We start from the raw sequence: 26,602 nt of genomic DNA on the forward strand, positions 1-26,602 counted from the left end.
AAAAGAAGTCCTGGAACTCGCGATGCGCGAGCCCCAGGACTTCTTCGTGTACGGACCTCAGAGGCCGGCAGCGTCTATCAGGCCGCCGGGCATGCCGGGGACGTCAGCTGCGCCATGCCCACGATCTGGCACGCGGTCGCCTTGGACAGCTTCCACGATCCGTCCTCGGCCGGGACGAAGGTAGCAGCGAGGCCACCCTGCTGAACCTCACCGTTGACGGTCAGCTGAAGCTGAGCCGAGGCGGTGCCGTCACCTTGATCGATGACCGGTTCGAGAACCGTGACCTCGGCGCCGAACTGCTGGGCCGCAGCCGCAACCTGGTTGATGAGTTCGGGGTCCTGCTCGGATCCCTCGACCATCGCGGTCTTTTCCTCGAGCGGCACGTTGGGATCGAGACCCTTCATGAGCAGCGCGTTCAGGTCTGCAGCGGTGGGAAGCTCGAGTGCCGCCTCCTCGGTCGTGGTGACCGCTGCGGTGGTCGTGGTGGTTTCGGTCGCCGTGTCACCGGAATCATCCGAACAGGCGGACATGGTCAGTGCGGCGGCGATCGCGACTGCGGCGACCGACATCTTGCGGAGCTTCAACTCAGTGTCCTCTTCGTTGTCGAGTTTCCTCGGGGTCGTATTTTCCCCGAGATCCAATCATCGAGATACTGCTCGCGCCAACCTTACCCAATGGTAGTGACCAAGTAACGGAGGGTACCCTTATTCGAGACAGCCCTCCGCCCCCACACGTTCGAGATGCGCGTCCCCCGCGTCGAAGGTACGGGCGATTCCCGGTCCGGTGGAGCGTGTCTCGAAGCGGACGGTGACCACACCGTGGCCGGCACCCTGCACCCAACCGTGACCGTACTCGGGATGGACGACGTCGAGACCTGCGTGCCACACACCCCCGACCGGTGAAACGTGTACCGATCCGACACCACCCTCCTCACCGATTACCTGATCGTTGCTGTCACCGGACCCGTAACCGGGAACCTCGAGGTCCAATTCGGGAAACAACGAACCCTGGTGCACCATCGACAGACCCGAGTAGCCCACACCGACGAGACGGATCGGCCCCAACTCGAGTGGGTCGATGACCTGCCGCTGTGCGGCCGCGACGAGAACCTGACGATCGAGGGTGGCGTATGGCAGCGTCGTCGATCTGGTGACGACGCTCATGTCCGCCTTCTTGAGTTTGAGCACCACCGTGCGCGCTGCTCGACCGTCCTTCTGCAACCGCGCGAAGGCCGACCCGGCGGCAGTGTCGACTGCTCCGCGAAGCTGCGCCAGCGTCACAATGTCCGATGCAAACGTGGTTTCCGCGCTGACCTGCTTCGACTCGGCACGCTCGGCGACCGGCCTGTCATCGATCCCCTTCGCCAGACGGTGCAGCCCGGGGCCGACTGCGGCGCCGAGTATCGCCGCCACCTCGGCCTCCGACGTGGCGGCGAACCCGGCGATGGTCTCGATACCCAGGCGGCGCAGCTTTTCCTCCGCAACCGGTCCGATCCCCCACAACTTCCGGACCGGAAGTGGGTCGAGGACGGCATGGTGTTCCTCGGGGGTGATCACCGCGACACCGTCCGGTTTCGCCAACCCGGACGCAATCTTCGCCACCTGTTTACCGGACCCCGCACCGATCGAGGCGACGAGACCTGTTTCCGCCAGCACCAACGCCCGCAGGTCATCGCAGAACCGTGTGACGGTCTCCCGGTCCGCACCCACGAGTTCGGCGGGCTCGCCGAATGCCTCATCCATCGACAGCTGCTCGAGAATCGGCATCCGGGTTCTCAGCACGTCGAACACCTGTCTGCTGAGCAGCCCGTACAACGCGCCACGCGGCGGCAGCACCACCACACCGGCACCGACGAGGCGTCGCGCCTGGTGCATCGGCATCGCCGACCTCGCGCCGAAGACGCGAGCTTCGTAGCTGGCGCCGGCGACCACACCTCGGCCACCGAGCCCACCGACCAGGACCGGTCTGCCGCGCAGGGTGGGACGCGTCAGTTGCTCCACAGACGCGAAGAACGCATCCATGTCCAGATGCAGGACCCAGCGACGGCTCACGCGGTCACGCTATCGGTAGGTGCAGACATCACACCCGGTCGAGACGCGCTCGCACACCCTCCCCTAGTTCGACGACGCCGCTTCCCTCGGTGAGCGAATCGAAATCGAGGTCGACCGCGAGGATCTCACCGGCAACCAGATCACGATGAGTGCGCGCCCAACCGAGGCGCTCTTCGGGAACGTCGAGCACCACGCGGATACGATCGGAAACCTCGAATCCCGCAGCCCTTCGTGCATCTTGGAGCTCACGGATGCGGTCCTTGGCCCAGCCTTCCGCCTCGAGTTCCTCCGTCACGGCGGAGTCGAGAACAACGAGACCCGCGCCGTCGGGGAGAGCTGCGGTCGATTCCGGCTCGGCTGCGACCAGTCGTCGGGTGTATTCCTCCGGCAACAACTCGATCCCGGTGGCAGGAGCAGAGCCCGCGGAGCGACCCGGCCCACCAGGAGCAGAGCCCGCGGAGCGACCCGGCCATACCGTGACGACTCCATCGTCTTCCGACCACTCGCCTGCCTTCACCGCCTTGATGACCGACTGCACATCCTTGCCCAGACGTGGGCCCGCGGCACGTGCATTCACCACCAGCTCGAAGCGACCGTGTGCGTCCACATCCGTGGTGAGATCCACCTTCTTGACGTTCACTTCGTCCGCGATCAATCCACTGAACGGACTCAACCGTTCGGCATCACTCGCCGCCACCGTCACCTCGGGCAAAGGAAGCCGCACACGCAGGTTCTGTGCCTTGCGCAGGCCCAGAACCGTCGAACACACCGAACGCACCTCGTCCATCGACGAGACCAAGTCCGGGTCCGACGGCAGTTCGCCGCGTGTCGGCCAATCGGCGAGGTGCACGGAACGCTCCCCCGTCAATCCTCGCCAGATCACCTCGGTAACGAGCGGCAGCAGGGGCGCCGCCAACCGTGTGACCACTTCCAGCACGGTGTGCAAGGTATCGATCGCGTCGGTGTCCTCGTCCCAGAACCGCGACCGCGACCGACGCACATACCAGTTGGTCAGCGCGTCACAGAACGTTCGCAACTCATCGCAGGCACCCGCGATGTCATTGACTTCGAGTGCCTCGGTGATGACGTCACGAGTACCGGCCAACTTGGCCAGCACATACCGGTCGAGCATGTTGGCCTGGTCGGTCCGCCACCGCCCGCACTCCGGCGCGTAGAGCTGAAGGAAGCTCCAGGCGTTCCACAACGGCAACAGCGCCTGGCGAACCCCCTCGCGAATGCCCTGCTCGGTCACCACCAAGTTGCCACCGCGCAGAATCGGCGACGACATGAGGAACCACCGCATGGCATCCGAGCCGTCGCGGTCGAAGACTTCCTTGACGTCCGGGTAGTTGCCCTTGGACTTGCTCATCTTCAGGCCGTCGTCGCCGAGGACGATGCCGTGTGCGACAACCGTCCGGAAGGTCGGCCGGTCGAACAGGGCGGTCGCGAGAACGTGCAGATTGTAGAACCAACCACGAGTTTGACCGTTGTACTCGACGATGAAATCGGCCGGATTGTGGGTGTCGAACCAGTCGGTGTTCTCGAACGGGTAATGCACCTGGGCGAAGGGCATCGAACCGGACTCGAACCAGCAATCCAGGACTTCGGGAACGCGGCGCATGGTGGACTTGCCCGTCGGGTCGTCCGGATTGGGACGTACGAGCTCGTCGATCACCGGACGGTGCAGATCCTTCGGCCGTACCCCGAAATCACGCTCGAGTTCGTCCAACGAGCCGTACACGTCGGTGCGAGGGTATTCCGGGTCGTCGGACACCCACACCGGGATCGGGCTCCCCCAGTACCTGTTACGGCTGATGTTCCAGTCGCGGGCACCTTCGAGCCACTTGCCGAACTGGCCGTCCTTGATGTGCTCGGGGACCCACGTGATCTCCTGGTTGAGTTCCACCATCCGGTCACGGATCTTGGTGACGGCCACGAACCACGACGGAACAGCCATGTAGATCAGCGGCTGACCACTGCGCCAGCTGTGCGGGTACGAGTGCTCGATCGTCTCGTGCCGCAGCAACTTGTCGGCAGCCTTCAGATCCCTGATGATCTGTGGGTTCGCATCGAAGACCATCATGGACTCGTACGGCGGAACCATCGAGGTGAACTTGCCGCCGGAATCCAAGGGCTGCACGATGTCGATACCGTTCGCGGCGCAGTACTCCATGTCCTCCTCACCGAATGCCGGCGCGAGATGCACGACACCGGTACCGGACTCGGTGGTCACGTAGTCCGCGGCGATCACACGATGGGCGTTCTCGTGCCCGAGGAAGAAGTCGAACGGTGGGTCGTACTCGATCCCGACGAGTTCGCTGCCCTTGTGTTCCGACACCACCTCGGGCGCCTCGCCGAGTTCACGTGCGTAGTGCGCCAACCGGTCCTTCGCGAGCACGTACCGCTTTCCGTCGACCGCAACCTGCACATAGTCGATGTCCGGGTGCACTGCGATCGCCAAGTTGGACGGCAGCGTCCAGGGCGTGGTGGTCCAGATGATCGCATTCGCGCCGTCGAGTGGACCGGTGGTCCGGAGCGGCATGTCGACCGTGACCGCGGGGTCCTGACGCATCTTGTAGGCGTCGTCGAGGCGGGTCTCCTGGTTCGACAAGGGCGTCTGCTCGTACCAACTGTAGGGAAGCACGCGGAATCCCTGATAGATCAGGCCCTTCTTGTGCAATTCGCTGAACGCCCACATGACCGACTCCATGAAGTCCAGGTCGAGAGTCTTGTAGTCGTTGTCGAAATCCACCCAACGGGCCTGACGGGTCACGTAATCACGCCACTCGTCGGTGTAGCGCAGCACCGACTCCTTGCAATAGGTGTTGAACTCGGCCAACCCCATCGAATCGATCTCGGATTTGTCTTTGATGCCGAGCTGCTTCTCGGCCTCGAGTTCGGCTGGCAAACCGTGGCAGTCCCACCCGAATCGCCGCTCCACACGCTTGCCGCGCATTGTCTGAAAGCGCGGGACGAGATCCTTCACGTAACCGGTGAGCAGGTGACCGTAGTGCGGGAGTCCGTTGGCAAACGGCGGGCCGTCGTAGAACACGAACTCCTCGGCATCCGCGCGATTCTTCACGGACGCCCGGAACGTGTCGTCGGCTTCCCAGCCGGCAAGCACTTCCTTCTCCAGCCTGGAAAACTTCACGCTCGAATCGCGGGGAACCCCGTAGTCGACGCGGGGATAGACATCCTTACCTGCAACACTACTTCCGGCTGCACTGCTGTTGGGGGGTTGAGTTTCGGTCATCGCGCTCTCCTCCGTGCCTGACGTACTGGCACGGGGACGACAGTCGGCGTCTCTACGCCGCTACCGCGGTACCACCCCGCTTGCTCCTCGTGGGAAGGAGCCTCTCGGTGCTGGACGGTGACGGGTCCACCCGTTCGGTTCTACTGAGTCGGCCGGCAAGATCGTGCCTGCCTGGTCGGACCGTTCTTCCGAATGCTCCCCGGTGATGGCCGGATCATCGCGTAGTGCAGTTTAGTCCACTCGGACCGCCTCTGGTCGACCAGCGTCCGGGAACTACGTCTGTGCGTCGTCCGCGTCAGCCCGCGGCGAAATCTTGGGACCGGCCGAACGGGTTCCCGTGCCCGTCAGAGCACTGACGAGCAAGAGAACGGCCCCGGCGACACAAACGATGATGCATGCCCAGGCCCACACGACCGAACCGGTCATCAGGGCGGCCACGAGCAGTGCAAATCCGGCCGCGGCCAGAATCAACGTCATGACGAGCACGGTTCACCTCTGTCCGGCTCGGCCATCCCGCCTGCTTTTGGGTCAGCTGTTGCCCTTGGCGTAGGAGGACTGGTTGTGGTTGGACTGCGAACCGCCCTGCGCGAACGTGTCCTGTCCCCCGTCGACCGGCACCGCGGAACCGCGCTGCTCGAGCTCTTCGAGCTGGGACTCCAGGTAGGACTTCAGGCGCACACGGTACTCACGCTCGAACGTCTTGAGCTGCTCGATCCGACCTTCCAGCACCGAACGCTGCTGGTTGATGGTCGCCATGATCTCGGTGTGCTTCTTCTCTGCGTCCGCCTGCAATGCGTCGGCCTTCTCCTTGGCCTGGCGCAGCTGGGTGTCGGACCGGGTCTGTGCGTCACTGAGGAGCGACTCGGACTTCTGCCGGGCATCGGCGACCATCGACTCCGAACGGGTCCGGGCGTCGGTGACGAGTTGCTCCGAATTGGTGCGGGCGCTACCGAGAAGCTGCTCGGACTCCGTCTTGGCATCGCTGGTGAGACGGTCGGCCATCTCCTGCGCGAGCCCCAGAACCTTCGCGGCCTGCATGTGCGGGTCACCGCCACCCTGCTGTGATGGCGCCTGAGATCCAGCCGCAGCAGGCGCCGCTGCTGCGGGTGCGGGAGGCGCCGCACTCTCCGGAGCAGGGGCCTGCTTCTGCTGCTCGGCGGGACGAGCGGATTCGGTCTTCGTGGAGGCAGCGGGTGCGGCAGCCCGAGGTGCCTTCTTCGCGTCCGCCAACTCCTTGTCGAGCTCACCGACGCGTTGCCGCAGGTCAGCGTTCTCCTCGATCAGCCGCGTCAGTTCTTGCTCGACGAGATCGAGGAAGGCGTCGACCTCGTCTTCGTTGTAGCCACGCTTCCCGATAGGAGGCTTGCTGAACGCGACATTGTGCACATCAGCTGGAGTCAGCGGCATGGAAGGATCCCTTCACGCGTCATTAAAGGCGGTCTAGCAAGCATTCAGTTACAACGCATCGTACGCAATGGCGGACCACCACTGGTGCATTGGGTCCATTCTGTCACACCATTCCCGTGGCCCGTGCCTGCGCCTGAACCACGGACATCAGGATGAACACGATGAACAGCAGAACCATGATCGAAAGATCGAGACGAACGCCGCCCAATGAAATGGGCGGAATCAGTCGGCGCAGAAGCTTGACCGGTGGGTCGGTCACCGTGAAGATCGCCTCGAGAATCACGACCACGAACCCCGTCGGATGCCAGTCCCGCGCAAAGTTGCGAATGAACTCGACAACGATTCTTCCGATGAGCAGAAGCCAGAAGATGAACAGCAACAGGTAGATCACCGAGAACAAGGCCACACCCACACTCTGCCCGACATTCGTCGGCCGATCAAAAGGACACCGAAACCTGCCGCAACACCTTCGGTGACATGCGCCACGTTTGCTGCTCCCGCTTCTTCGGAACTACTTCTGACTGTAGAAGCCGGTCTCCGCAATGCGGCGACGCTCCTCGGCTGAGACGTCGATGTCGGCCGGTGACAGCAGGAAGACCTTGGTGGCCACCTTGTCGAAAGAACCACGCAGCGCGAATGCCAACCCAGCAGCGAAATCGACGAGACGCTTCGCATCTGCGTTGCTCATCTCCACGAGATCCATGATCACCGGCGTTCCGTCACGGAAACGCTCACCGATCGTGCGGGCCTCGCCGTAGTCACGTGGGCGCAGGGTGGTGATCTTGGACAGCGGACCGCCCTCGTCGAACAGCGGACCTCGTCGGGCTTCCACCCGCTCGGGTCGCGGGTCGACTGCCAGAGCACCACGGGTGGCACCGACACGCGCGGGTGATCCCGGACCCGGTCGCACCGAACGCAGCGATTCTCCGCGCACAGAGTGCCGCGGCACCGGTTCGTAGCGATCGAATTCGTCATCCAGGTCGTCGTGCCGCGGACCATACCCTCCCTTCGCGAAGCCCGGTTCCGCAAAATTGCGGTCGTCACGCTCGAGGTAAGGGTCGCGGCCGCCGCGCACCGGCCGGCGGGTGTCCGGTTCGTCGAGGTAGTCGTCCTCGTAGTCGTCGAGGGGAACCATGCCGAAGTAAGCCTTGAACTTGTGCAGGTTACTCATTGATCGACCTTCCTTGGCGCGACGGACTTGCTCCGACTACGACCGCTCGCAGTGGGACGGGTTGGGCGATCACCTCGGCGATCACCTCGAGGTTATAGGGCGAGATCCCAACAGCGCGGTACCGACACGCACGCAGGTCGAACCATGTCGCACAGCATGTTCGAGATCATTGGTCATGCCGGACGAGAGTTCGATCGCTTCCGGGTGGTGTTCGCGGAAGGTGCTGTGAACAGCGGCGAGTCGCTCGAACTGCGCCTCGGCGTCGGACCCGAGCGGCGGGACTGCCATCAAACCGGACAGTCTCAGGCCCGAGGTCGACTCCACCCGGGTCGCAAGTCCTTCCAGTTCCTCGACCGGAACTCCTCCTCGTTGCGGATCTCCGTCGAGGCTCACCTGTAGCAACACCTCGAGCGGCTGTTCCCGACGACCCTCGTCGATCGCAACCACAACCGACTTACCCAGCGCCGTCACCAGCCGAGAACTGTCGACGGAATGGATTGCGTGTGCCCATCTCGCGACGGACTTCGCCTTGTTTCGCTGCAGGTGTCCGATCATGTGCCAGCGAACATCCGCCTCGGGCTGATGGGTCGTGAACGCGTCGATCTTGGCGCTCGCCTCCTGCTCCCGCGATTCGCCGAACTCCCGGCAGCCCAAGTCGTACAAGATGCGTACGTCGGATTCGGGAAAGAACTTCGTGACAGGAAGAAGCTGCACGTCGGCCGGATTGCGCCCGGCGGATACGCATGCGGAGGAAACCCTTTCGCGGACCGATGCCAGCGCGGACGCGACGTCTTCTGCCCTGCCCATTGCGCCCCTACTCGCCTTCCTCACCGATATCGACGGAATCCATCCAGATGACTGCCGCGAGCCTTCCGGTCGGCGCCGCACGCCTGTGACTGAACAATGTCGGATCCTCGATCGTGCAGCGGGGGTCTTCCCCGACGCTCGCCACTCCCGACTCGAGAAGCTGCTTGCGCAAGCCTGCCCGAAGGTCGAGCCCCGCCGTACCCTTCGCCGTACGGGTTGCGCTACCCGGCAGATGACGTTCGACATCCGCTTGCATCGCAGCAGGAACCTCGTATCGACGGCCGCTGGCGGCCGGACCGAGAAATGCTCCGATCCGATCACGCTGCGCGCCTTGCTCGACCATGACCTCGAGTACCCGGGGCACGATCCCGATCCGCGCACCGATTCTTCCGGCATGAACCGCCGCAATCACGCCGGCCTGATCGTCCGACAGAAGTATGGGCACGCAGTCGGCACTGAGCGTCGCCAACGCCAGCCCCGGAACCGTGGTGACCAATGCGTCGCTCGCCTCCACCGGCTTGTCCAAGGGACCCGAAACCACGGTCACGTTACGACTGTGGATCTGTTCCATCCAGATCAGGTGATCGAACGGCACACCGATCTCGCGAGCGAGTCGACGCCGGTTCGCATCCACTGCCGCGGGATCGTCTCCGACATGGTCACCCAGATTGAACGAATCGTACGGCGCCGCCGAAGCGCCACCTGCTCGCGAGGTGACTACTCGGCGGACCCGAATACCCTGCATCTCAGCGTTCATCAACGACGCATGAAGGACGGCACGTCCACATCGTCCTCGCCGTCGTCCTCCACCATCGACGCACTGCGCTGCGGCTCGGGACGAGCAGTAGCGGGAGGAAGGTTGCCCGAGCTGTGGTTCTGAACCGGGTTCGAACCCGACTGCGGCGAGATCGTCTCGCGCGTAACCGAAACGGGCTCCGATACAGACCGTTCACGCTCACGATCGGATACCTCACCAGCGCGACCCGCACCGATTGCGTTCCGACCGACTGCGCCTGCCTCGACAGGGTTCCGGGTCGGAGTGCCACCGTCGAATCCGGCAGCGATCACGGTGACCCGAACCTCGTCTCCCAGTGAATCGTCGATGACGGTACCGAAGATGATGTTCGCATCGATGTGCGCGGCTTCCTGCACGAGGGATGCTGCCTCGTTGATCTCGAACAGACCGAGGTCGCTGCCACCGGCGATCGACAGCAGACACCCACGTGCGCCTTCCATCGACGCCTCGAGTAGCGGCGAGTTGATCGCGGCCTCGGCTGCCTTGATTGCCCGGCCTTCCCCGCGCGAGGACCCGATACCCATCAATGCGCTTCCGGCGCCGGACATCACGCCCTTCACATCCGCGAAATCGACATTGATCAAACCCGGCGTCGTGATGAGGTCGGTGATGCCCTGAACACCATTGAGGAGCACTTCGTCGGCGCTGCGGAAAGCATCCATCAGGCTCACGGCGGCGTCACCGAGTTGCAGCAGCCGGTCGTTGGGGATGACGATCAGTGTGTCGCACGACTCGCGCAACGACTGGATTCCGGTATCGGCCTGGCCGCCGCGACGCTTGCCCTCGAACGAGAAGGGCCGCGTCACGACACCGACTGTGAGCGCGCCGAGTTTGCGTGCGATGCTGGCAACCACCGGTGCGCCGCCGGTTCCGGTGCCACCGCCTTCACCAGCAGTGACGAAAACCATGTCGGCACCCTTGAGTACCTCTTCGATCTCGTCCTTGTGATCCTCGGCGGCTTTGCGACCCACCTCGGGATCTGCACCGGCACCGAGTCCGCGGGTGAGCTCTCGACCGACGTCGAGCTTGACGTCGGCGTCGCTCATCAGCAGCGCCTGGGCATCCGTATTGACGGCAATGAACTCGACTCCCTTGAGTCCCTGCTCGATCATTCGGTTGACTGCGTTCACGCCGCCGCCGCCGATGCCGACGACCTTTATTACGGCGAGGTAGTTGTGCGGGGGCGTCATCGGCTCTCGCCTTCCGTGAGTGTGTATCGCGCTCTCGTACAAAATAGCTCGTGTCCGGTTCGACAAACCCTAAACCTCAACCACAGGGTTAGCATTATGTCAAGTGGATCACTGGGGCGAAACGCTATGGGTGTTCAACCGCTTCCGCCACTAGGCGCGCCGATGACATCTGTGGTTATTTGTCGAATCGGTTTCCCAACACCTCAGCGAACCGTCGGAAGATCCGGGCTCGAGACGTCGTAGGTGGCCCCGGGCTGGGTCAACAACGCCAGCGTAACGGCACCTTTACGCTGTGACTTCTCGGTTCCGCCCCAGACAATCACCCGGCCGTCGTGGAGTTTCACCGATATATCCGAGATGGAACCGGCGGTGACCTCGGCCACCTGCGTCCGCAACTGTTCGGGCATCGACGCCAACACATCGAGCGCCGCAACCGTTTCCGGGTCGCCGAACCCCGGCGACTCCGTCACCAGCCGAGGCAGGCCCGGCGGAGGCGGCGCAATCTCGTAGTCCACTGCATCCTTGTCCAGCAGGTGCGTGCCGCCGGGCGTATCGACGAACACGACAGGGGTCCGCTCCGTAACGGTCACACGGATCGTCGACGGATACATTCTTTGCACCCTCGCGGATTCGACCTTCGGAATCTGCGCCACCCGCGAAGCTGCGCCAGTCGTGTCCACCCGCAGCAGCGGCTGTCCCCGAGGGATGTCCAGAGCGTGGAGAATCTCCTCCGGCGCAATCGACTCGGCTCCCCGCACCTCGATGTCGCGCACCGACATCAACGGGGTGAACCACGCGACGGCACCGAGCGCGACGACTACCACGACAACCAACGGGACCATCAGTCTCGGCCGTCGAAACCACGGCGATCGCGGAGCCTTCGTCACCTCCGCTGCCGCCCCTTCCGACAATTCGGTTTCGGTGTTGGGCTGCATGACCTTTCGGCGCGCTCGCGACGCTTCACGCATTGCTTCCCGACGCCCGTTCTCTGCACGCGTTCGGGTCCGGGCACTCTCGGTACGCCGGCCACGATTCGATCTCTGCGGCCGATCGCCCCGTTTACGGGCGGTCACGTCGACGACGACTGCGGGACCGCCCGCAGTGCGTCGAGAATCTGACCACCGAGCATCGTGACGTCACCGGCACCCATGGTGATCACCACGTCGCCGGCATTCGCCAACCCCGCAACCTGCCGTGGGGTGAGTGACAGGTCGGGTTGATAGTGAACGGGTTTGGGCACTGCACGCGCGACGAGAGCGCCGCTGACACCCGGTAGCGGTTCCTCGCGGGCACCGTACACATCCAGCACAACGACCTCGTCGGCCAACGACAGGGCCTCGCCGAACTCGTCCGCGAATGTGGCTGTGCGCGAATACAGATGCGGTTGAAAGACCACGATCACGCGGCCGGTGCCCCCTCCTTGCCCCACCAGATCGTTCGCCGCACCCAGCACTGCCCGCACTTCCGTCGGGTGATGTGCGTAATCATCGAATACGCGCACGCCGCGCTCACGGCCTGTGAACTGGAATCGACGGTGGACTCCTCCGAATCCACCGATCCCCTCGACGACCTCGTCGACATCGGCACCCACATCGCGCGCAGCGAGCAATGCCGCCAACGCATTGAGCGCCATATGCCGCCCCGGAACACCCATTCGGACAGTCCGAGGTGCATCCTCGTCGGCCAACTGGAACTGCATGACCCCGCCGACGTCACGGGCCTCGAAATCGAGCAGACGAACACCCACCTCCACGCCGTCGACGGCGTCGAACGCGGTCGAAACGTCCGCTGCGGACGCAGTGCCGTAGCCGACCACACGGATACCGGAGTCCGCGCGCTCCGCGGTCCGCTCTGCCAGTGCCGCCGAGCCAGGATCGTCCAGACACGCCACCAGCAGGCCACCCGCCGGCAGCCGGGATACGAAATCGTCGAACACCTGCACGTACGCGTCTGCAGTACCGAAGTAGTCGAGGTGATCTGCCTCGATATTCGTGACGATCACTATGTTCGGGTTGTACTGCAGCAGCGAGCCATCACTCTCGTCCGCCTCCGCGACGAATACGTCGCCGTTGCCGTGATGCGCGTTGGTTCCTGCCTCGTTCAACTCACCCCCCACCGCGAACGACGGGTCGACACCGCAATGCTGCAGCGCCACCACCAGCATCGATGTGGTGGACGTTTTACCGTGGGTACCGGATACGAGCAGCGTGCTGTTTCCGTCCATCAACGCCGCCAATACCTCCGGACGCAAGATCACCGGAATCCCGCGCCGCTGCGCCTCCACCAGTTCCGGATTGTCCTTCGGAATGGCGGCGTGCGTGGTCACCACTGCGGTCGGCCCACCCGGCAGCAGGTCGAGCGCACTCGCATCGTGCCCGATACGCACCTCGGCACCGCGGGCCCGCAACGCAAGCACGCCGCGACTCTCCTTGGCGTCAGATCCGGACACCTGACCACCGCGGGCCAACAGGATCCGAGCAACCCCGGACATACCAGCCCCGCCGATGCCCACCATGTGGACCCGTTCCAGGTGTGCGGGCAGCTCGGTCATCGGTTTTCCCCATTCGGTGTGTGCTTGTGCGAATCGCCGGTTGCCACGTCGAGCACGATCTGCGCCACGTCGTCTGCGGCACTCCTGTGGCCCGCGTCCGACGCACGGCGGCCCATCTCCTCGAGAGCGGCGCAGTCCCTCAGCAGCGGGACGACCTTCGACACCATGTACTCGGACGTGAGTGCGGCGTCGTCGACGATCATTCCACCTCCGGCGGCAACCACCGGCCGGGCGTTGAGTTCCTGCTCCCCGTTTCCGTGCGGTAGGGGCACGTACACGGCGGGCAGCCCCACCGCCGAGACCTCGGCTACCGTCATCGCGCCGGAGCGACATACGACGGCGTCGGCAGCGGAGTACGCCAGATCCATTCGCGACAGATAGGGCACGGCGATGTACGGCGCTCCGTCGGACCCGGTGTCGATCTCGATCGTGTTCTTCGGACCATGTGCGTGCAGAACCGCGATTCCCGCTTCCGACAACTCGCGCGACGCACCCGACACGGCCTCGTTCAGCGAGCGTGCACCCTGCGATCCACCGAACACGAGCAGTACCGGGCCCTCGGCGGGTAGCCCGAAATGCTCACGGGCAGCCCCACGCAGCTCACGCCGGTCCAAGCCGGTGATCGACGCGCGAACCGGAATGCCGAGAACCTCCGCATCGGAGGCGCCGCGGGCTGCCACCCCCGAGCCGGCGACCGCGGCCAACACGCGGGCTGCCAGCCGGGCACCGATCTTGTTGGCGATCCCGGCACTCGCGTTCGCCTCGTGCACGACGATCGGAATCTTCCTCCGTCGACGCAGCGCACCGCGTCCGGCAGCGAGGTACGCGGGCAGAGCCACATAGCCACCGAAGCCGACCACGACATCGGCGTTCACCTCGTCCATCACCGACCGGGTTCGGCGCACCGATTTCAGCACGCGACCAGGCAACTTCAACAGATCCAGCGTCGGCTTCCGTGGTAGCGGAACCGGCGGAACCAGTTCGAGCGGGTAACCACGCTCGGGGACGAGCGTGGTCTCCAGTCCGCGCTCCGTGCCCAGTGCAGTCACCACCGCGTCCGGCACCATCTTCTTGATCGCGTCTGCGACCGCCAGGGCCGGCTCGATATGGCCTGCAGTCCCACCTCCGGCCACGATCACCGATACAGCCGACTTGTCGCCGCTCACCTGCGAAATCCTCGCTCTCCTGCTCGTCCGTCCGAGCGCCACTGCCCACGTCCACCGTCGGACGGATGTCGGGGTCGTCCTCTGTCGGTCCGGTCGCCACGCCGTGGGTCACCGGAACCTCTCGCTCTGTCCGCGACCGGCCTGCCTCTCGCCGCGGTTCGCGTACCGGCCCCGCGCGGATTCCCGCGCACGTCCGTACCGCGGCCGTTCGGCACACGCCGACTACGGTTCGGATTACGCCGTTCGGGGGCACCGCGGGCGCCCGCATCCTGCCGACCGGCCCGCTGGCGTGCCTCTGCGCGCCGAACCGCTTCCGCTCGAACCGCAGCCGGCCGCACCGGGACATAGGTTTCGGGGACCGGCAGGCGCAACAGCCGTCCGAAACGCCCGTCGCGACCGGATTTCAGCGCGGCCACCGCTTCCGGCTCGTGCCTCGCGGCGTTCGCTACCAGACCGAACATGAACAGAGTTGTGGCCGTGGAGGTACCACCGGAGGAGACGAGCGGAAGCTGAAGACCGGTTACGGGCATCAGCCCCACCACGTATCCGATGTTGATGAGCGCCTGACTGGCTATCCATACCGTCGCAGTCGCGACCATCAGTTGCAGAAACGGATCCACCGATCTGGACGCGATACGAAGACCGGTGTACACGAACAGCGCGAACAATCCGATGACGGCAGCACCGCCGACGAACCCGAGTTCCTCACCGATGATGGCGAAGATGAAGTCGTTGTGCGCGTTCGGCAGGTAGCTCCACTTGGCGCGACTCTGGCCGAGCCCCCGACCGAAGATCCCACCGTCGGCCAAGGAGAACATCGCTTGTCGGGACTGATATCCGCTACCCAGCGGATTGTCATCTGGATTGAAGAACGCCTGCACACGGGCCGAGCGGTAGCCGGCCGTCAATGCCAGCAGCACCGCGCCGCCGAGGGCCGTTCCGACGATGGCGAGGAACACTTTGAGCGGCAGCCCCGCGAACCACAACAACGCCACCATGATGATGCCGAGCGACACTGTGGTGCCGAAATCTGGTTGCAGAAGGATCAGCAAGAATGCCAGCAGCGCAGCAGGAACCAGCGGCACGAGCAGGTCCCGGAGCGATGCCGAATCCCGGCGCAGCGACGCGAGGATGTGTGCACCCCAGATTGCGAGCGCGATCTTGGTGAGCTCCGCCGGCTGCAACGACACCGGGCCGAGAACGAACCACCCACGGGTTCCGTTCTGCCTGGATCCGATGCCGGGAATCAGGACGAGTACGAGCAACACGATGGTTGCAGCGAAGGCCGGGAACGACAGCACACGCATGGTCCGAACCGGGATCCGAAGAGCCACGTAGAACAAGACCAGTCCCAGGACCACGAACATCGCCTGCCGGATGAACGGCGTGTAGGCCGATCCCGCACGGGCATATGCTTCGACGCTCGACGAGGAGAGCACCATCACGAGGCCCAGCACCGTCAGCAGGAAGGCAATGGTCACCACCAGGTGAAACGAGGCCAGTGGGCGAGCCAACCACGCATCGAGCCTAGTTCGTGGGGCCTTGGACGTCCGTGAACGTGCCGGGCGGGCACGCTTTTCCCGTGCCTGCCGCTCGCGCCCCTGATTGGCAGCCATGTTCAGGCCCTGCCGATGTCGGATTCGCTCAGAGCTGCTGTGGCAGCAGCAAAGCTGTCGCCTCGGTGGCCGTAGCTGGTGAACATGTCCAGAGATGCCGCGGCCGGTGCGAGCACCACAGAACAACCGGGCGCGGCCATCGCGGCAGCCTGACGCACGACCACGTTCATCACGGCGTCGCCGTCGGTATCGGACGGAAGCACGACGCGACGCACTCCCCGGTCTCCACCTGCGATGGCAGCTGCCTGTGCGGTCACCCCTGCATCGTCTCCCGTTTCGACGTGCACAACGGGAACATTCGGGGCGTGTCGTGCGAGAGCGTCGGCGATCCGGGGCGCGTCCTGACCGAGAAGCACGGCACCGACCAGACGGTTTCCGACTTCGGCGACCAACTCGTCGACGCTGGCACCCTTCAGAAGTCCACCGGCCACCCAGACGACGCGATCGTGAGCCAGTATCGACGGGGCTGCTGCGTGCGGGTTGGTGGCCTTCGAATCATCGACGAACTCGACACCGCCGAGGACTCGCGCAGTGGCCGCACGATGCGGGCCCAGCACATGGGCCGCCAGCCCACCGGCCACGGCCTCCGGCTCGATACCGACTGCCCGAGCCAGCGTCGCGGCTGCCAGGGCGTCCGCAACTCCAGCCGGACCGGCCGGCGCAATGCCTTCCACCGGTGCCAGTGGCACACCGTCACCGAACGCGCGGTCGACCAGGTATCCCTCGAAGACCCCGAGTTCCTCGAGTCCCGGGTCTCCGAGCCGGAAACCGATCGTGCGCTCTGCACGGGAGGTGTGTGCGAGAGAAGAGGCGACGACGTCGTCGAGTCCCACCACTCCGACCTTGCCGGTCAATGCCCGCGATTTCGCCTCGATGTAGCCATCCATGCCGCCGTGCCAGTCGAGATGGTCCTCTGCGATGTTCAGAACGACACCGGCGTCGGGTCGTACCGACGGCGCCCAGTACAGCTGAAACGACGACAACTCCACCGCCAGTACCTCGGCTCTCGGCGAATCGTCTTGCAGGGCGTCCAGGACCGGCAGTCCGATGTTTCCGCAGGCCGCACTCGGTATGTCGGCCGCCTGCAGCATCGAATGCAACATCGACGTGGTGGTCGTCTTGCCATTGGTTCCGGTGACGACCAGCCAGCGACGCGGCGGACCGTACAGACCGGAACGGTCCACGTGCCACGAGAACTCGATGTCGCCCCACACGGGAACTCCCGATCCGGCAGCAGCAGACAGGAGCGGTGAGTCGGGACGGAACCCCGGACTCGTGACAACCAGTGCGAAGTCTGCGACCCCGCCGGGCTCGCCGAGCAGGTCGTCGAGTGGCACGGTTCGAGCACCGAGTTGCGCGCACCGTGCCAGCGCGTCGGCCGACGTGTCCGTTACCGTGACTCGGGCACCCAGATCCTGGAGTGGGACGATCGCCGCACGACCCGAGATTCCGGCACCTGCGACGAGGACTGCGCGGCCGTTCAGGCGGCCGAGATCGCCACCGTTCGTTGCGTCGACCATGCCGTCAGTCTCCGACCGCGGCCAGGTACTCGCTGTAGAACAACGCGAGGCCGATCGCCGATGCCATGGCCGACAGCAGCCAGAATCTGATGATCACCGTTGTCTCGGCCCACCCCGAAAGCTCGAAATGGTGATGGAACGGTGCCATACGGAACACGCGGCGCCGACTCGAACGGAACACGGCCACCTGGATCATGACCGATGCCGCCTCCGCCACAAACAGTGCGCCGACCACGACCATGAGCAGTTCGGTACGGGTCGTGATGGACAAGCCGGCCAACAGGCCACCGAGCGCCAACGAGCCGGTGTCGCCCATGAAGATCTTCGCCGGAGCGGAGTTCCACCACAGAAATCCGATGCAAGCACCGGCACCCGCGGCACAGATCAGTGCAAGGTCGAGCGGATCTCGTACGTCGTAGCAACCCGTGTCCGGGGCGGTCGCGCACGCATTGCGGTACTGCCAGAACGTGATGATCACGTATGCGCCGAGCGCGAGACTCATCGAACCGGCGGCAAGCCCGTCCAGCCCATCGGTGAGGTTGACGGCATTCGACCACGCGATCACGAGGAAACAGCAGAAGACGATGAACACGATCGCGCCCATCGTGACTGTCGCATAGTCGCGTACGTACGACAGATTGGGACTTCCCGGTGTCAGCCCGCTACCACCCCGGAACTGCAGCGCGAGGACACCGAAGATGACCGCGCTGATGATCTGGCCGACGTACTTTCCGGTCGCGTTCAGACCGAGATTGCGCTGCTTACGGATTTTGATGAAGTCGTCGAGGAATCCGACGACACCGAGCGAGGTCGCGAGTCCCAGGACCAGCAACCCGGACGCGGACGGCCCGTCCGCGTCGTATCCCACTCCGATCAGGTGTGAACCCCAGTAGCCCGCCCACAGACCGGCCAGAATCGCGACACCACCCATCGTGGGGGTGCCGCGCTTGGACTGGTGGGTGGCTGGTCCTTCGACGCGAATCTCCTGGCCGAAGCCTTGCCGGGAAAACAACTTGATCAACAACGGTGTCAAGAGGATCGACACGGCGAGTGCAATTCCCGCCGCAAAGAGGATCTGTCTCACCGCGTGGCCTCCGAACCGGTTTCCGTCTGTTCAGGGCGCCGGCCTTCGTCCGCCAGCACCGCTTCCGCTACTCGCCACAGTCCAACCGACTGTGACGCCTTCACCAACACCAGATCACCGGGTTCGAGCTCTGATTCGAGCGCCGAGATCGCGGCCGCGGCGTCCGGCACGATCCGCGCCTCGTCGCCCCAGGAACCCTCCATGATCGCGCCCTGAAGCAACGCGCGAGCAGGGCGGTCGGTGCCCACCACGATCAGTTTGCTCACATCGAGCCGCACGACGAGTCGGCCGATGGCATCGTGCTCCACCACGGACTCGGGTCCCAGTTCGGCCATCTCGCCCAGCACGGCCCAACTGCGCCGCGCACCGTGGCGGCCCGATCGTGCCATCGACACCAGCGCCTTGATCGCGGCACGCATCGAATCCGGGTTCGCGTTGTACGAATCGTTCACGACTGTGACACCGTCACCACGGTCCCGCACGTCCATCCGACGTTCGGAGGCTGCAGCGGCACCCGAGAGCGCATCGGCGACCTGGTCCACCGTCGCTCCACATTCGATCGCAACCGCAGCAGCCGACAAGGCATTGCCGATCTGGTGCTCGCCGTGGACGGACAGATCGACTGTCGCGCTACCACCGGGTGTGACCAACGTGAAGTGAGCCCTCGCCTGATCGTCGAGCCGAACATCGGCCGACCGCACCTGAGCCTTCTCCGAACGGCCCACCAGAACGACGCGAGCGGAGGTGTTGTCCGCCATCGCCGAAACGAGCGAATCGTCCGCATTGAGGACGGCTACCCCACCGTTCTCGGCGGTCGGCAACGACTCGGGCAGTTCGCCCTTCGCCGCCGCGATCGCCTCGCGTGAACCGAACTCGCCGAGGTGGGCGGTTCCGACGTTCAGCACGACACCCATGCGGGGTGGTGCGATGTGCGTCAACGCCTCGATATGTCCGATTCCGCGCGCCGACAATTCGAGGACGAGGAACTTGGTGTCCGCGTCCGCACGCAGCGCCGTCCAAGGGTGACCGAGTTCGTTGTTGAACGATCCGGGCGGCGCCACCACCGGCCCCAGTGGACGCAGGACTGCCGCCATCAGATCCTTCGTCGACGTCTTGCCCGCCGAACCCGTCACTCCGATCACGGTGAGACCCGATGCGGTCAGTTCGTCGACCACGGCGCGCGCCAACTTCGCGAGTGCGGCGAGCACTGCCGCACCGGACCCGTCCTTGTCGTGTTCGAGCGCCATCGCACGACTCGCGGTCTCCGGGGGAATCGGCGGAACCACAATCGCGGGCACGCCGACCTCACGCGCAGCCAGAACCGCGACGGCGCCGGCGTCGACAGCTGCCGCGGCATGATCGTGGCCGTCAACTCGTGCACCCGGTAAGGCGAGGAACAGTCCGCCCGAGGTCACCTTCCGCGAATCGAACTCGACACTCCCGGATACGACCCGAGAAGGATCGTCCACCTCGGACAACCGACCGCCGACGATCTCGGCGATGCGGGCGAGGGTCATCGGGATCATGCCCCACCTCCGATCTTTCGGTCGATCGCCTCCGCCAGTACCGCACGGTCGTCGAACGGGTGCTTCACCCCGTTTACCTCCTGCCCAGTCTCGTGGCCCTTACCTGCCACGAGCACCACATCTCCTGTGCGCGCCCACTCGACCGCCTCCGCGATCGCGCTCGCGCGGTCGGCCACCTCACGAACCTCGCCCCTCTCGTCCTGGGGCACGTCCTCGGCTCCCCCACGAACGGCGGCCCTGATGTCGGACGGGTCTTCGGTCCGTGGGTTGTCGTCGGTCACGATCAGCAGTTCCGCTCCGCGAGCCGTCACTGCCCCCATCAGCTCACGTTTGCCCTTGTCCCGATTGCCGCCGGCGCCGACAACCACCGCCAGCCGACCGGCAGACTGGCCACGCAACGTCCCGATCACCGCACCCAGCGCTGCCGGTTTGTGGGCATAGTCGACCACAGCCATGAAGTCCTGTCCCTTGTCGACCCGTTGGACGCGGCCCGGAACATCCACCTGAGCCAATGCCGGTATCGAGTCCTCGAGCCGAACTCCGGCGGCATCTGCGATCGCCACGGCAACCGACGCATTCGCAACGTTGTAGTCACCGGGCATGCGCAATCGAACCTCGTTCGAGCGGCCGGACGGGTCCACGAGACGAAAGGCCTGAACACCCCTGTCGTCGAGATCGCCTCGCGTCGCCTGCCAATCAGCCGGTTGCGGCGGCTCCAACGGCTCCGACGGCGTTGTGGCCACTGCGGTGACGGTCGATCCGGCATCGCGTGCGATTCCCGCCATCCGGCGACCCCACTCGTCGTCGACGCACACGACAGCGTGTTGGGCCCGGACGGAGGAGTCGCCATCGAACAGCCGTGCCTTCGCTGCGAAGTAGTCTTCGAAATCTCGGTGAAAGTCCAGGTGATCCTGTGACAAATTCGTGAAGGCACCGATCGCGAAACGCACTCCGTCCACACGGCCGAGAGCCAACGCGTGACTCGACACCTCCATCACGCATGTATCGATGCCCTGTTCGAGCATGACGGCGAAGAGAGCATGAAGTTGCGGAGCCTCTGGAGTCGTCAGCGCACTCGGCACTCGGTTCCCCTTGATGCGCGTCTCGATCGTCCCCACCAGACCGGGGGTACGACCACCCGCAGCGAGGGCTGCCTCGACCAGATAGGACGTTGTGGTCTTGCCCGAGGTGCCGGTGATCCCGATGACCGTCATCTTCTTTGTCGGATGCCCGTAGATCGTGGCCGATACCGCCCCGAGTTGGGCGCGTGGGCTCTCGTGAACGAGAATCGGTACGCCCATAGGCGATCGGGCCGCATTCATCAGTGCGAGTCCTGCCGGATCGGTCAACACGGCGTGAGCGCCCCGTGCCACCGCGTCCGACGCAAACGTTGCGCCGTGCACACGCGCCCCGGGAAGCGCCGCGAACAGGTCTCCGGCCAGTATTGCCTGCGCGCGAAGATCGATACCCGTGACCGTGACCACCGACCCGTCCAGGGCTTCCGGACCCCGTACCTGCTCGGACCTCACCGCGTCACCGACCCAGTCGATCCGCGCACCGGTGAGCGACACGAGGTCGTCGAGGGACGTGACGACGGAGACCGCGGGCCGGATGTTCGCGGCGGCAGCCTCCGAGGTCGTCGGCGACTGCGAACGTGACGACTCGGGCACCTGGCTCCTCTCGTACATCCGAACACCTCGGACGTCGTTCATCGGTCAGTCGGTCGTCGAACAATTGCAGGTCGGACCGTGGCTCACGGTCCGACGCTACGTCGACGTGTCAGATTACCGCGCCCGTCCCCGAAGCCGGACCCGGCCAAGGTGCGCCTGCGCGCCGTACACCCTCAGTCGGCCTGCAACACGAGTTCACGTCCTGGTTCCGGAGACATCGGCACACTGTCTCGTTGCAACATCCACGACGCAATATTGTGGAACAACGGCGCTGCGGATGCCCCGCCCGAACCGTCCGCGCTGCGGGCAGGGGCATCGAGCATGATTCCGATGACGTATCGAGGATCGTCTGCTGGAGCGATGCCGGCGAAGGTGATCCAATACTGGGAGTTCGAGTAGCAACCGCACGACGGGTCGACCTGCTGCGCCGTACCGGTCTTTCCAGCGATCTGGTAACCGTCCACAGCGGCGGCCACGCCGGTCCCCTGCTGAACACCCATCGGATCGTCTTGAGTCACGGATCGGAACATGTCACGAACGGTGCGCGCCGTTTCCGGACTCACCACTTCGACGCCTTCGGGACGCTCGGTTTCGGTGCGGTCGCCGTCCGGTTCGATGATGGCGTCGACGATGCGCGGCGGAATTCGGACACCGTCGTTCGCCATCGCCTGGTACATGCCCGTCATCTGCAGCAAGGTCATCGAGAGCCCCTGCCCGATCGGAAGGTTGGCGAACGTACCGCCGGACCATTGGTCACGTGGTGGAACGTTGCCGGCGCTTTCACCGGGCAATCCGACCTCGGTGCGTTGGCCGAGCCCGAACTTCTTCAGCATGTCCGCGAATCGGTCTTCTCCGATACGTTGCGCGAGCATCAGGGTGCCGACATTCGACGACTTCCCGAACACTCCCGTCGTGGTGTACGGAACCACCCCGTGCGCCCACGCATCCCGCACAGTCACACCGGCCATCCGAATGCTGCCCGGAACCTGCAGCACCTCGTCGGGGGTGGTCAACCCGTACTCGATTGCCGCTGCTGCGGTGATGATCTTGTTCACCGACCCAGGTTCGAACGGCGTCGTCACGGAAAGATTGCCCATTTCGGCGGTAGGCGGGTTGTTGCCCACACCGATCGCAGGATTGAACGTGCTGTCGTTCGACATCGCCAGCACTTCGGCCGTCTGTGCATCGAGAACCACAGCCGAAGCGTTCTCGGCCCCCGACTTCTCCTTCGCCAGTTGCACCTGCTGCTGGACGTAGTACTGCAGGTCGGAGTCGATGGTGAGCTGAACGCTCGACCCGTCGACCGCGGGTTGCTTGTCTCGCCAACTTCCGGGAATGACGGCTCCGTCCGAGCCTCGGTCATACGTCTCCGAGCCGTCCGTTCCGGCAAGGATGGAATCCATCGAGTCCTCGAGACCGAGGAGACCGTGCCCATCCCATCCGGTGGCACCCACGATGTTCGCGGCAAGCGACCCACCAGGGTATTCGCGAATGTCCTGACGTTCGAGACCGACTTCACTGTACTTTTCGGCGATATCGGCTGCGATCGCCGGATCGACACTGCGAGCCAAATACACGAACGTCTTGTCGCTCCGAAGCTTGTCGAGCACTTCCTCCTCGGGCGCTGCATCACCGAGTTGATCGTGAATCTCGTCCGCAATGGCCTTCAGTCGGTCGTCCACCTCAGGGGCGTCCGGACTCTTCTTGCGTGCTTCCTCGAGTTCCTTCTTCACCCGCGCAGGTTGAAAGGTGAGCGCCTTCGCTTCCATCGTGAACGCGATCGGGTTGCCGTTGCGATCGGTGATCGATCCACGCACAGCCGCGTCCACCTTCGTGGTGGTCCGTTGGCTGGCGGCTTCCGCCGACAGCCGGGGCGCTTGCACACCCTGTACCCAGAGCAGTTGCAGCGCGGTGAGACCGAGCGCCGCGAACATGGCGAGACGCCCCACTCGATGGCGGAACGGGAAGTTTCTCGTTCCTCCGGAGTTGGGGCGCCGGGGCCTGCCGCGTGGTGCGCTTCGGGTCACTGGCGACCGCCGTCGGATGACGCGGTAGAAGGTATCACGGGGACCAATTGTTCACCCTCGGCCTGAATCCTGGTGTCATTGCCGGGAGTCGGCGTGGCGGATGTCCTGCTCGATTCCGATGAGGCCCGATCGGTGCGGGTGGTCACACTCGTCATGGGCTGTTCCGACGACGCCGGCGCATTCAGTGGCGGAACCGGTGTCCCCGTTGCCGGCGCGGGAGTACCGATCACCTCGACCGACCCGTCGGGGTGCACGACCAGTCGCGCGGGATCGACAGCAGGGACCATGCCCAACTCGGCCGCTTCAGCGGCCAGCCTCGGCGCCGAGTTCGCAGTCTCGACATCACGCTCGAGAGCAGCCTTCTCACGGATGAGGCTCTGGTTGTACTCGCGGGCTTCGCTGAGTTCGTAGGAATCCTCCGCCGAACGCGTCGTCAGCAGAAGAGTCAGCATCAGACCGAGTGCCAGCATGCCGATGATCGTCGCCACGAACGGAATACGTGCCGCCATCGTCCCCACGCCCGCGGCGCTCACCTTGGCCGATACACCCGAGTCACTGTGAACGGTCGCGCGTTGTGTCCGCCGCTCGTAGGCACGCTGCGCCGCACCGGAACGACGACCGCCACGGCGTGCGGTCCGTGGGGAACTCACCTGAACAGTCATGCCGTCGCCCTCCTGGCAATTCTTTCTGCGGCACGCAAACGCACCGGAGCTGATCGTGGGTTCTCTTCGATTTCCTGGTCCGAGGCGCGTTCGGCGCCTCGGGTGACGATCCGGAACTCCGGCCCCATCCCAGGGAGTTCGACCGGAAGCCCTTCGGGACTCTTGGACTTGGCGCGCGGGACGATCTCCTGTTTGACCACGCGGTCTTCCAGCGACTGATACGACATGAAGACGACGCGGCCACCCACAGTGAGTGCCTCGAGAGCAGCCGGTATAGCGGCACGCAGCGAGTCCAGTTCGCCGTTGACCTCCACTCGCAACGCCTGGAAGGTGCGCTTGGCGGGATGACCTCCCGTGCGGCGAGTGGCGGCCGGAATGGTCCGATACAGCAACTCGACGAGTTCGGCACTGGTGCGAAGAGGCTGCTTCTCACGCTGACGCAGCACCTCGGAGGCAATCTTGCCCGCGAAGCGCTCCTCGCCGTACGTGCTGAGTATGCGTGCGAGGTCACCGTGCGAGTAGGTGTTGAGCACTTCTGCGGCCGTGATACCGACCGTCGGGTCCATGCGCATGTCGAGCGGGGCGTCGATCGAATAGGCGAATCCGCGATCCGCTTCGTCGAGCTGCATCGACGATACCCCCAGGTCGAAGAGGATCCCGTGCACCGATTCGTGGGCTCGGAGTCCCGCTTCTTCGAGCGCTGGGACGATACCGTCGTATCGGGTGTGAACGAACGTGACGCGGTCCGCGTAGTCGGCCAGCCGGTCCTGGGCGATCCGCAATGCTTTGGGGTCCCGGTCCAGTGCCACCAACCGCAACTGCGGGTACGCGCGAAGGAAGTGTGCGGAGTGGCCGCCGAGTCCGAGGGTCGCGTCGATCATGACCGCGTCGGTGCCCTCGCTGTCGATTCCGGTGAGTGCGGGTGCCAGCAGTTCGTCGGCCCGGCGAAGCAGAACGGGGACATGGCCGAAGGCGCCGGCTGCCGAGGAACTGGTCGCCTCGTCGTTCGCCATCTTCGCCTGCTTCCTCGCTGCTGTCTCGTGTTCCTGTACCGACGACCGCTCCCGGTGCCGGGGCGGTGAATGCTTCGAGGTCCCTGTCCGAAGCGGAACCTGGCGCTGGGGAAGTGCGTCAGGGTCCAGTCGGGCAGAGGCCTCGCGGCATTCACCGCAAGACTGGGTCAGACGATCCCACCGAGGGACACGCCCGTTGCTTGCGAGTAGTTCTCCTCGTTCGCATCCACGTAGGTCTGCCATGCCTGGGCATCCCAGATTTCGAGGAAGTCGACCGAGCCGATGACCACGCATTCCTTTGCCAGGCCTGCGTACCGTCGGTGATCCGCCGAGAGGGTGATGCGCCCCTGGGCGTCGGCGTACTGTTCGTCCGTTCCTGCGGCAAGCCCTCGAACGAATGCCCGAGCCTCGGGATCGTTCCTGGACGCCGCAGCCGCCCGCCGAGCGAGCACTGTGAACTCGTCCCGGGGATACACAGCGAGACTGTGATCTTGACCTTTGGTGATCATCAAGCCCCCTGCCAGTGCTTCCCGGAATTTCGCGGGCAACGTGAGCCGCCCTTTGTCGTCGAGCTTTGGCGTGTAGGTACCGAGAAACACTCGACACCTCCCACTGCATTCACAGCCGAACGTTCTGTAACCAAGCGAATCACCCTTGCTCTCCGCTGACCACCACGATACCCCACTTTCCCCCACTCTCAAGGCGCTTAGCGACTGGTTTCCAACGATTTGCCAAGTACTTGCTGGTCAAGCTACCCAAAAGTAGGTGGGGGAAATATTCGATGCGACAGGCGTCACCAGCGCTTCGAGCACACTCCACACCGCTCACTAACCAGCGAAAAGCGAAAGTGCGCAGACAATCGGGCCAAACCACCACGTCGAAGCGCGGGGACCGCACCGGCATCAGCCGAAGGTGGGGGAAAGTGGGGCCGCCCGGCCTGGCGAAGTCGGGCCCTGTCGGGCACCGAACAAGTCCGGCCCTGCACGAGTCGGGAACCACACCAGTCCGGCACCGATCACAGAACGTACGAAGCGGCGGGGGGGGCCCCCCAAGGGGGTGGGGGCCCCCGAGGTGGGGGTAAAACAAAAAAAT

22 protein-coding genes are annotated in these 26,602 nt (G+C 64.6%); all 22 read right to left on the reverse strand.

Translation table 11 applies throughout. The features are described from left to right. Window positions 1-77: 77 nt before the first annotated feature. A complete protein-coding gene (locus ACZI8Q_RS07400; RefSeq protein WP_463372866.1) occupies window positions 78-569 on the reverse strand; it encodes a WKL family lipoprotein in 492 nt (163 codons plus the stop codon). A 135-nt stretch (window positions 570-704) separates the two neighbouring features. Next, entirely contained in the window at window positions 705-2,051 is a 1,347-nt protein-coding gene (locus ACZI8Q_RS07405; protein WP_463372867.1) for a DNA polymerase IV, read from the reverse strand. Window positions 2,052-2,079: 28 nt separating this feature from the next. Beyond that, on the reverse strand, window positions 2,080-5,304 hold the full coding sequence (gene ileS, locus ACZI8Q_RS07410) for an isoleucine--tRNA ligase (protein WP_463372868.1): 3,225 nt from the start codon (window positions 5,302-5,304) through the stop codon (window positions 2,080-2,082). Between the two features lie 273 nt (window positions 5,305-5,577). Then, complete coding sequence (locus tag ACZI8Q_RS07415) at window positions 5,578-5,790, reverse strand: hypothetical protein (RefSeq protein WP_463372869.1); 213 nt, start codon at window positions 5,788-5,790, stop codon at window positions 5,578-5,580. A 42-nt stretch (window positions 5,791-5,832) separates the two neighbouring features. Next, entirely contained in the window at window positions 5,833-6,711 is an 879-nt protein-coding gene (gene wag31 / locus ACZI8Q_RS07420) for a DivIVA-like cell division protein Wag31 (RefSeq protein ID WP_463372870.1), read from the reverse strand. Between the two features lie 103 nt (window positions 6,712-6,814). Then, the gene (locus ACZI8Q_RS07425; RefSeq protein ID WP_463372871.1) at window positions 6,815-7,117 is read right to left on the reverse strand and encodes a YggT family protein; all 303 of its coding nucleotides are present in this window, start codon (window positions 7,115-7,117) and stop codon (window positions 6,815-6,817) included. Between the two features lie 105 nt (window positions 7,118-7,222). Beyond that, on the reverse strand, window positions 7,223-7,882 hold the full coding sequence (locus tag ACZI8Q_RS07430) for a cell division protein SepF (protein ID WP_463372872.1): 660 nt from the start codon (window positions 7,880-7,882) through the stop codon (window positions 7,223-7,225). An 81-nt stretch (window positions 7,883-7,963) separates the two neighbouring features. Next, window positions 7,964-8,689, reverse strand: coding sequence for a YggS family pyridoxal phosphate-dependent enzyme (locus ACZI8Q_RS07435; protein WP_463372873.1), 726 nt, complete (start codon window positions 8,687-8,689; stop codon window positions 7,964-7,966). Window positions 8,690-8,696: 7 nt separating this feature from the next. Next, window positions 8,697-9,446: a peptidoglycan editing factor PgeF gene (gene pgeF / locus ACZI8Q_RS07440; RefSeq protein WP_463372874.1), complete on the reverse strand. Its 750-nt coding sequence runs from the start codon at window positions 9,444-9,446 to the stop codon at window positions 8,697-8,699. Continuing rightward, a complete protein-coding gene (gene ftsZ, locus ACZI8Q_RS07445) occupies window positions 9,446-10,675 on the reverse strand; it encodes a cell division protein FtsZ (RefSeq protein WP_463372875.1) in 1,230 nt (409 codons plus the stop codon). Before ftsZ ends, pgeF begins: the two co-directional genes overlap by 1 nt. Before the next feature lie 203 nt (window positions 10,676-10,878). Further along, window positions 10,879-11,517: a cell division protein FtsQ/DivIB gene (locus ACZI8Q_RS07450; protein ID WP_463372888.1), complete on the reverse strand. Its 639-nt coding sequence runs from the start codon at window positions 11,515-11,517 to the stop codon at window positions 10,879-10,881. A 227-nt stretch (window positions 11,518-11,744) separates the two neighbouring features. Further along, the gene (gene murC, locus ACZI8Q_RS07455) at window positions 11,745-13,226 is read right to left on the reverse strand and encodes a UDP-N-acetylmuramate--L-alanine ligase (protein ID WP_463372876.1); all 1,482 of its coding nucleotides are present in this window, start codon (window positions 13,224-13,226) and stop codon (window positions 11,745-11,747) included. Next, a complete protein-coding gene (gene murG / locus ACZI8Q_RS07460; RefSeq protein WP_463372877.1) occupies window positions 13,223-14,392 on the reverse strand; it encodes an undecaprenyldiphospho-muramoylpentapeptide beta-N-acetylglucosaminyltransferase in 1,170 nt (389 codons plus the stop codon). The genes murC and murG overlap by 4 nt, the downstream gene beginning before the upstream one ends. Further along, window positions 14,389-16,008 (reverse strand): putative lipid II flippase FtsW, encoded by a 1,620-nt coding sequence (gene ftsW, locus ACZI8Q_RS07465; RefSeq protein WP_463372878.1) that lies wholly within the window; start codon window positions 16,006-16,008, stop codon window positions 14,389-14,391. The genes murG and ftsW overlap by 4 nt, the downstream gene beginning before the upstream one ends. A 2-nt stretch (window positions 16,009-16,010) precedes the next feature. After that, window positions 16,011-17,528: a UDP-N-acetylmuramoyl-L-alanine--D-glutamate ligase gene (gene murD / locus ACZI8Q_RS07470; RefSeq protein WP_463372879.1), complete on the reverse strand. Its 1,518-nt coding sequence runs from the start codon at window positions 17,526-17,528 to the stop codon at window positions 16,011-16,013. A gap of 4 nt (window positions 17,529-17,532) precedes the next feature. After that, window positions 17,533-18,612 (reverse strand): phospho-N-acetylmuramoyl-pentapeptide-transferase, encoded by a 1,080-nt coding sequence (gene mraY / locus ACZI8Q_RS07475; RefSeq protein ID WP_463372880.1) that lies wholly within the window; start codon window positions 18,610-18,612, stop codon window positions 17,533-17,535. Then, window positions 18,609-20,138, reverse strand: coding sequence for a UDP-N-acetylmuramoyl-tripeptide--D-alanyl-D-alanine ligase (locus tag ACZI8Q_RS07480; RefSeq protein WP_463372881.1), 1,530 nt, complete (start codon window positions 20,136-20,138; stop codon window positions 18,609-18,611). Before ACZI8Q_RS07480 ends, mraY begins: the two co-directional genes overlap by 4 nt. Further along, a complete protein-coding gene (locus ACZI8Q_RS07485; RefSeq protein WP_463372882.1) occupies window positions 20,135-21,826 on the reverse strand; it encodes a UDP-N-acetylmuramoyl-L-alanyl-D-glutamate--2,6-diaminopimelate ligase in 1,692 nt (563 codons plus the stop codon). The genes ACZI8Q_RS07480 and ACZI8Q_RS07485 overlap by 4 nt, the downstream gene beginning before the upstream one ends. A 155-nt stretch (window positions 21,827-21,981) precedes the next feature. Continuing rightward, a complete protein-coding gene (locus tag ACZI8Q_RS07490; protein ID WP_463372883.1) occupies window positions 21,982-23,835 on the reverse strand; it encodes a peptidoglycan D,D-transpeptidase FtsI family protein in 1,854 nt (617 codons plus the stop codon). Continuing rightward, window positions 23,832-24,497: a cell division protein FtsL gene (ftsL, locus tag ACZI8Q_RS07495; RefSeq protein ID WP_463372884.1), complete on the reverse strand. Its 666-nt coding sequence runs from the start codon at window positions 24,495-24,497 to the stop codon at window positions 23,832-23,834. Before ftsL ends, ACZI8Q_RS07490 begins: the two co-directional genes overlap by 4 nt. Beyond that, window positions 24,494-25,510: a 16S rRNA (cytosine(1402)-N(4))-methyltransferase RsmH gene (rsmH, locus tag ACZI8Q_RS07500; RefSeq protein ID WP_463372885.1), complete on the reverse strand. Its 1,017-nt coding sequence runs from the start codon at window positions 25,508-25,510 to the stop codon at window positions 24,494-24,496. Before rsmH ends, ftsL begins: the two co-directional genes overlap by 4 nt. A gap of 167 nt (window positions 25,511-25,677) precedes the next feature. Further along, complete coding sequence (gene mraZ, locus ACZI8Q_RS07505; RefSeq protein WP_463372886.1) at window positions 25,678-26,109, reverse strand: division/cell wall cluster transcriptional repressor MraZ; 432 nt, start codon at window positions 26,107-26,109, stop codon at window positions 25,678-25,680. Window positions 26,110-26,602 lie beyond the last annotated feature (493 nt).

Source organism: Rhodococcus quanlei (genome assembly GCF_055231015.1).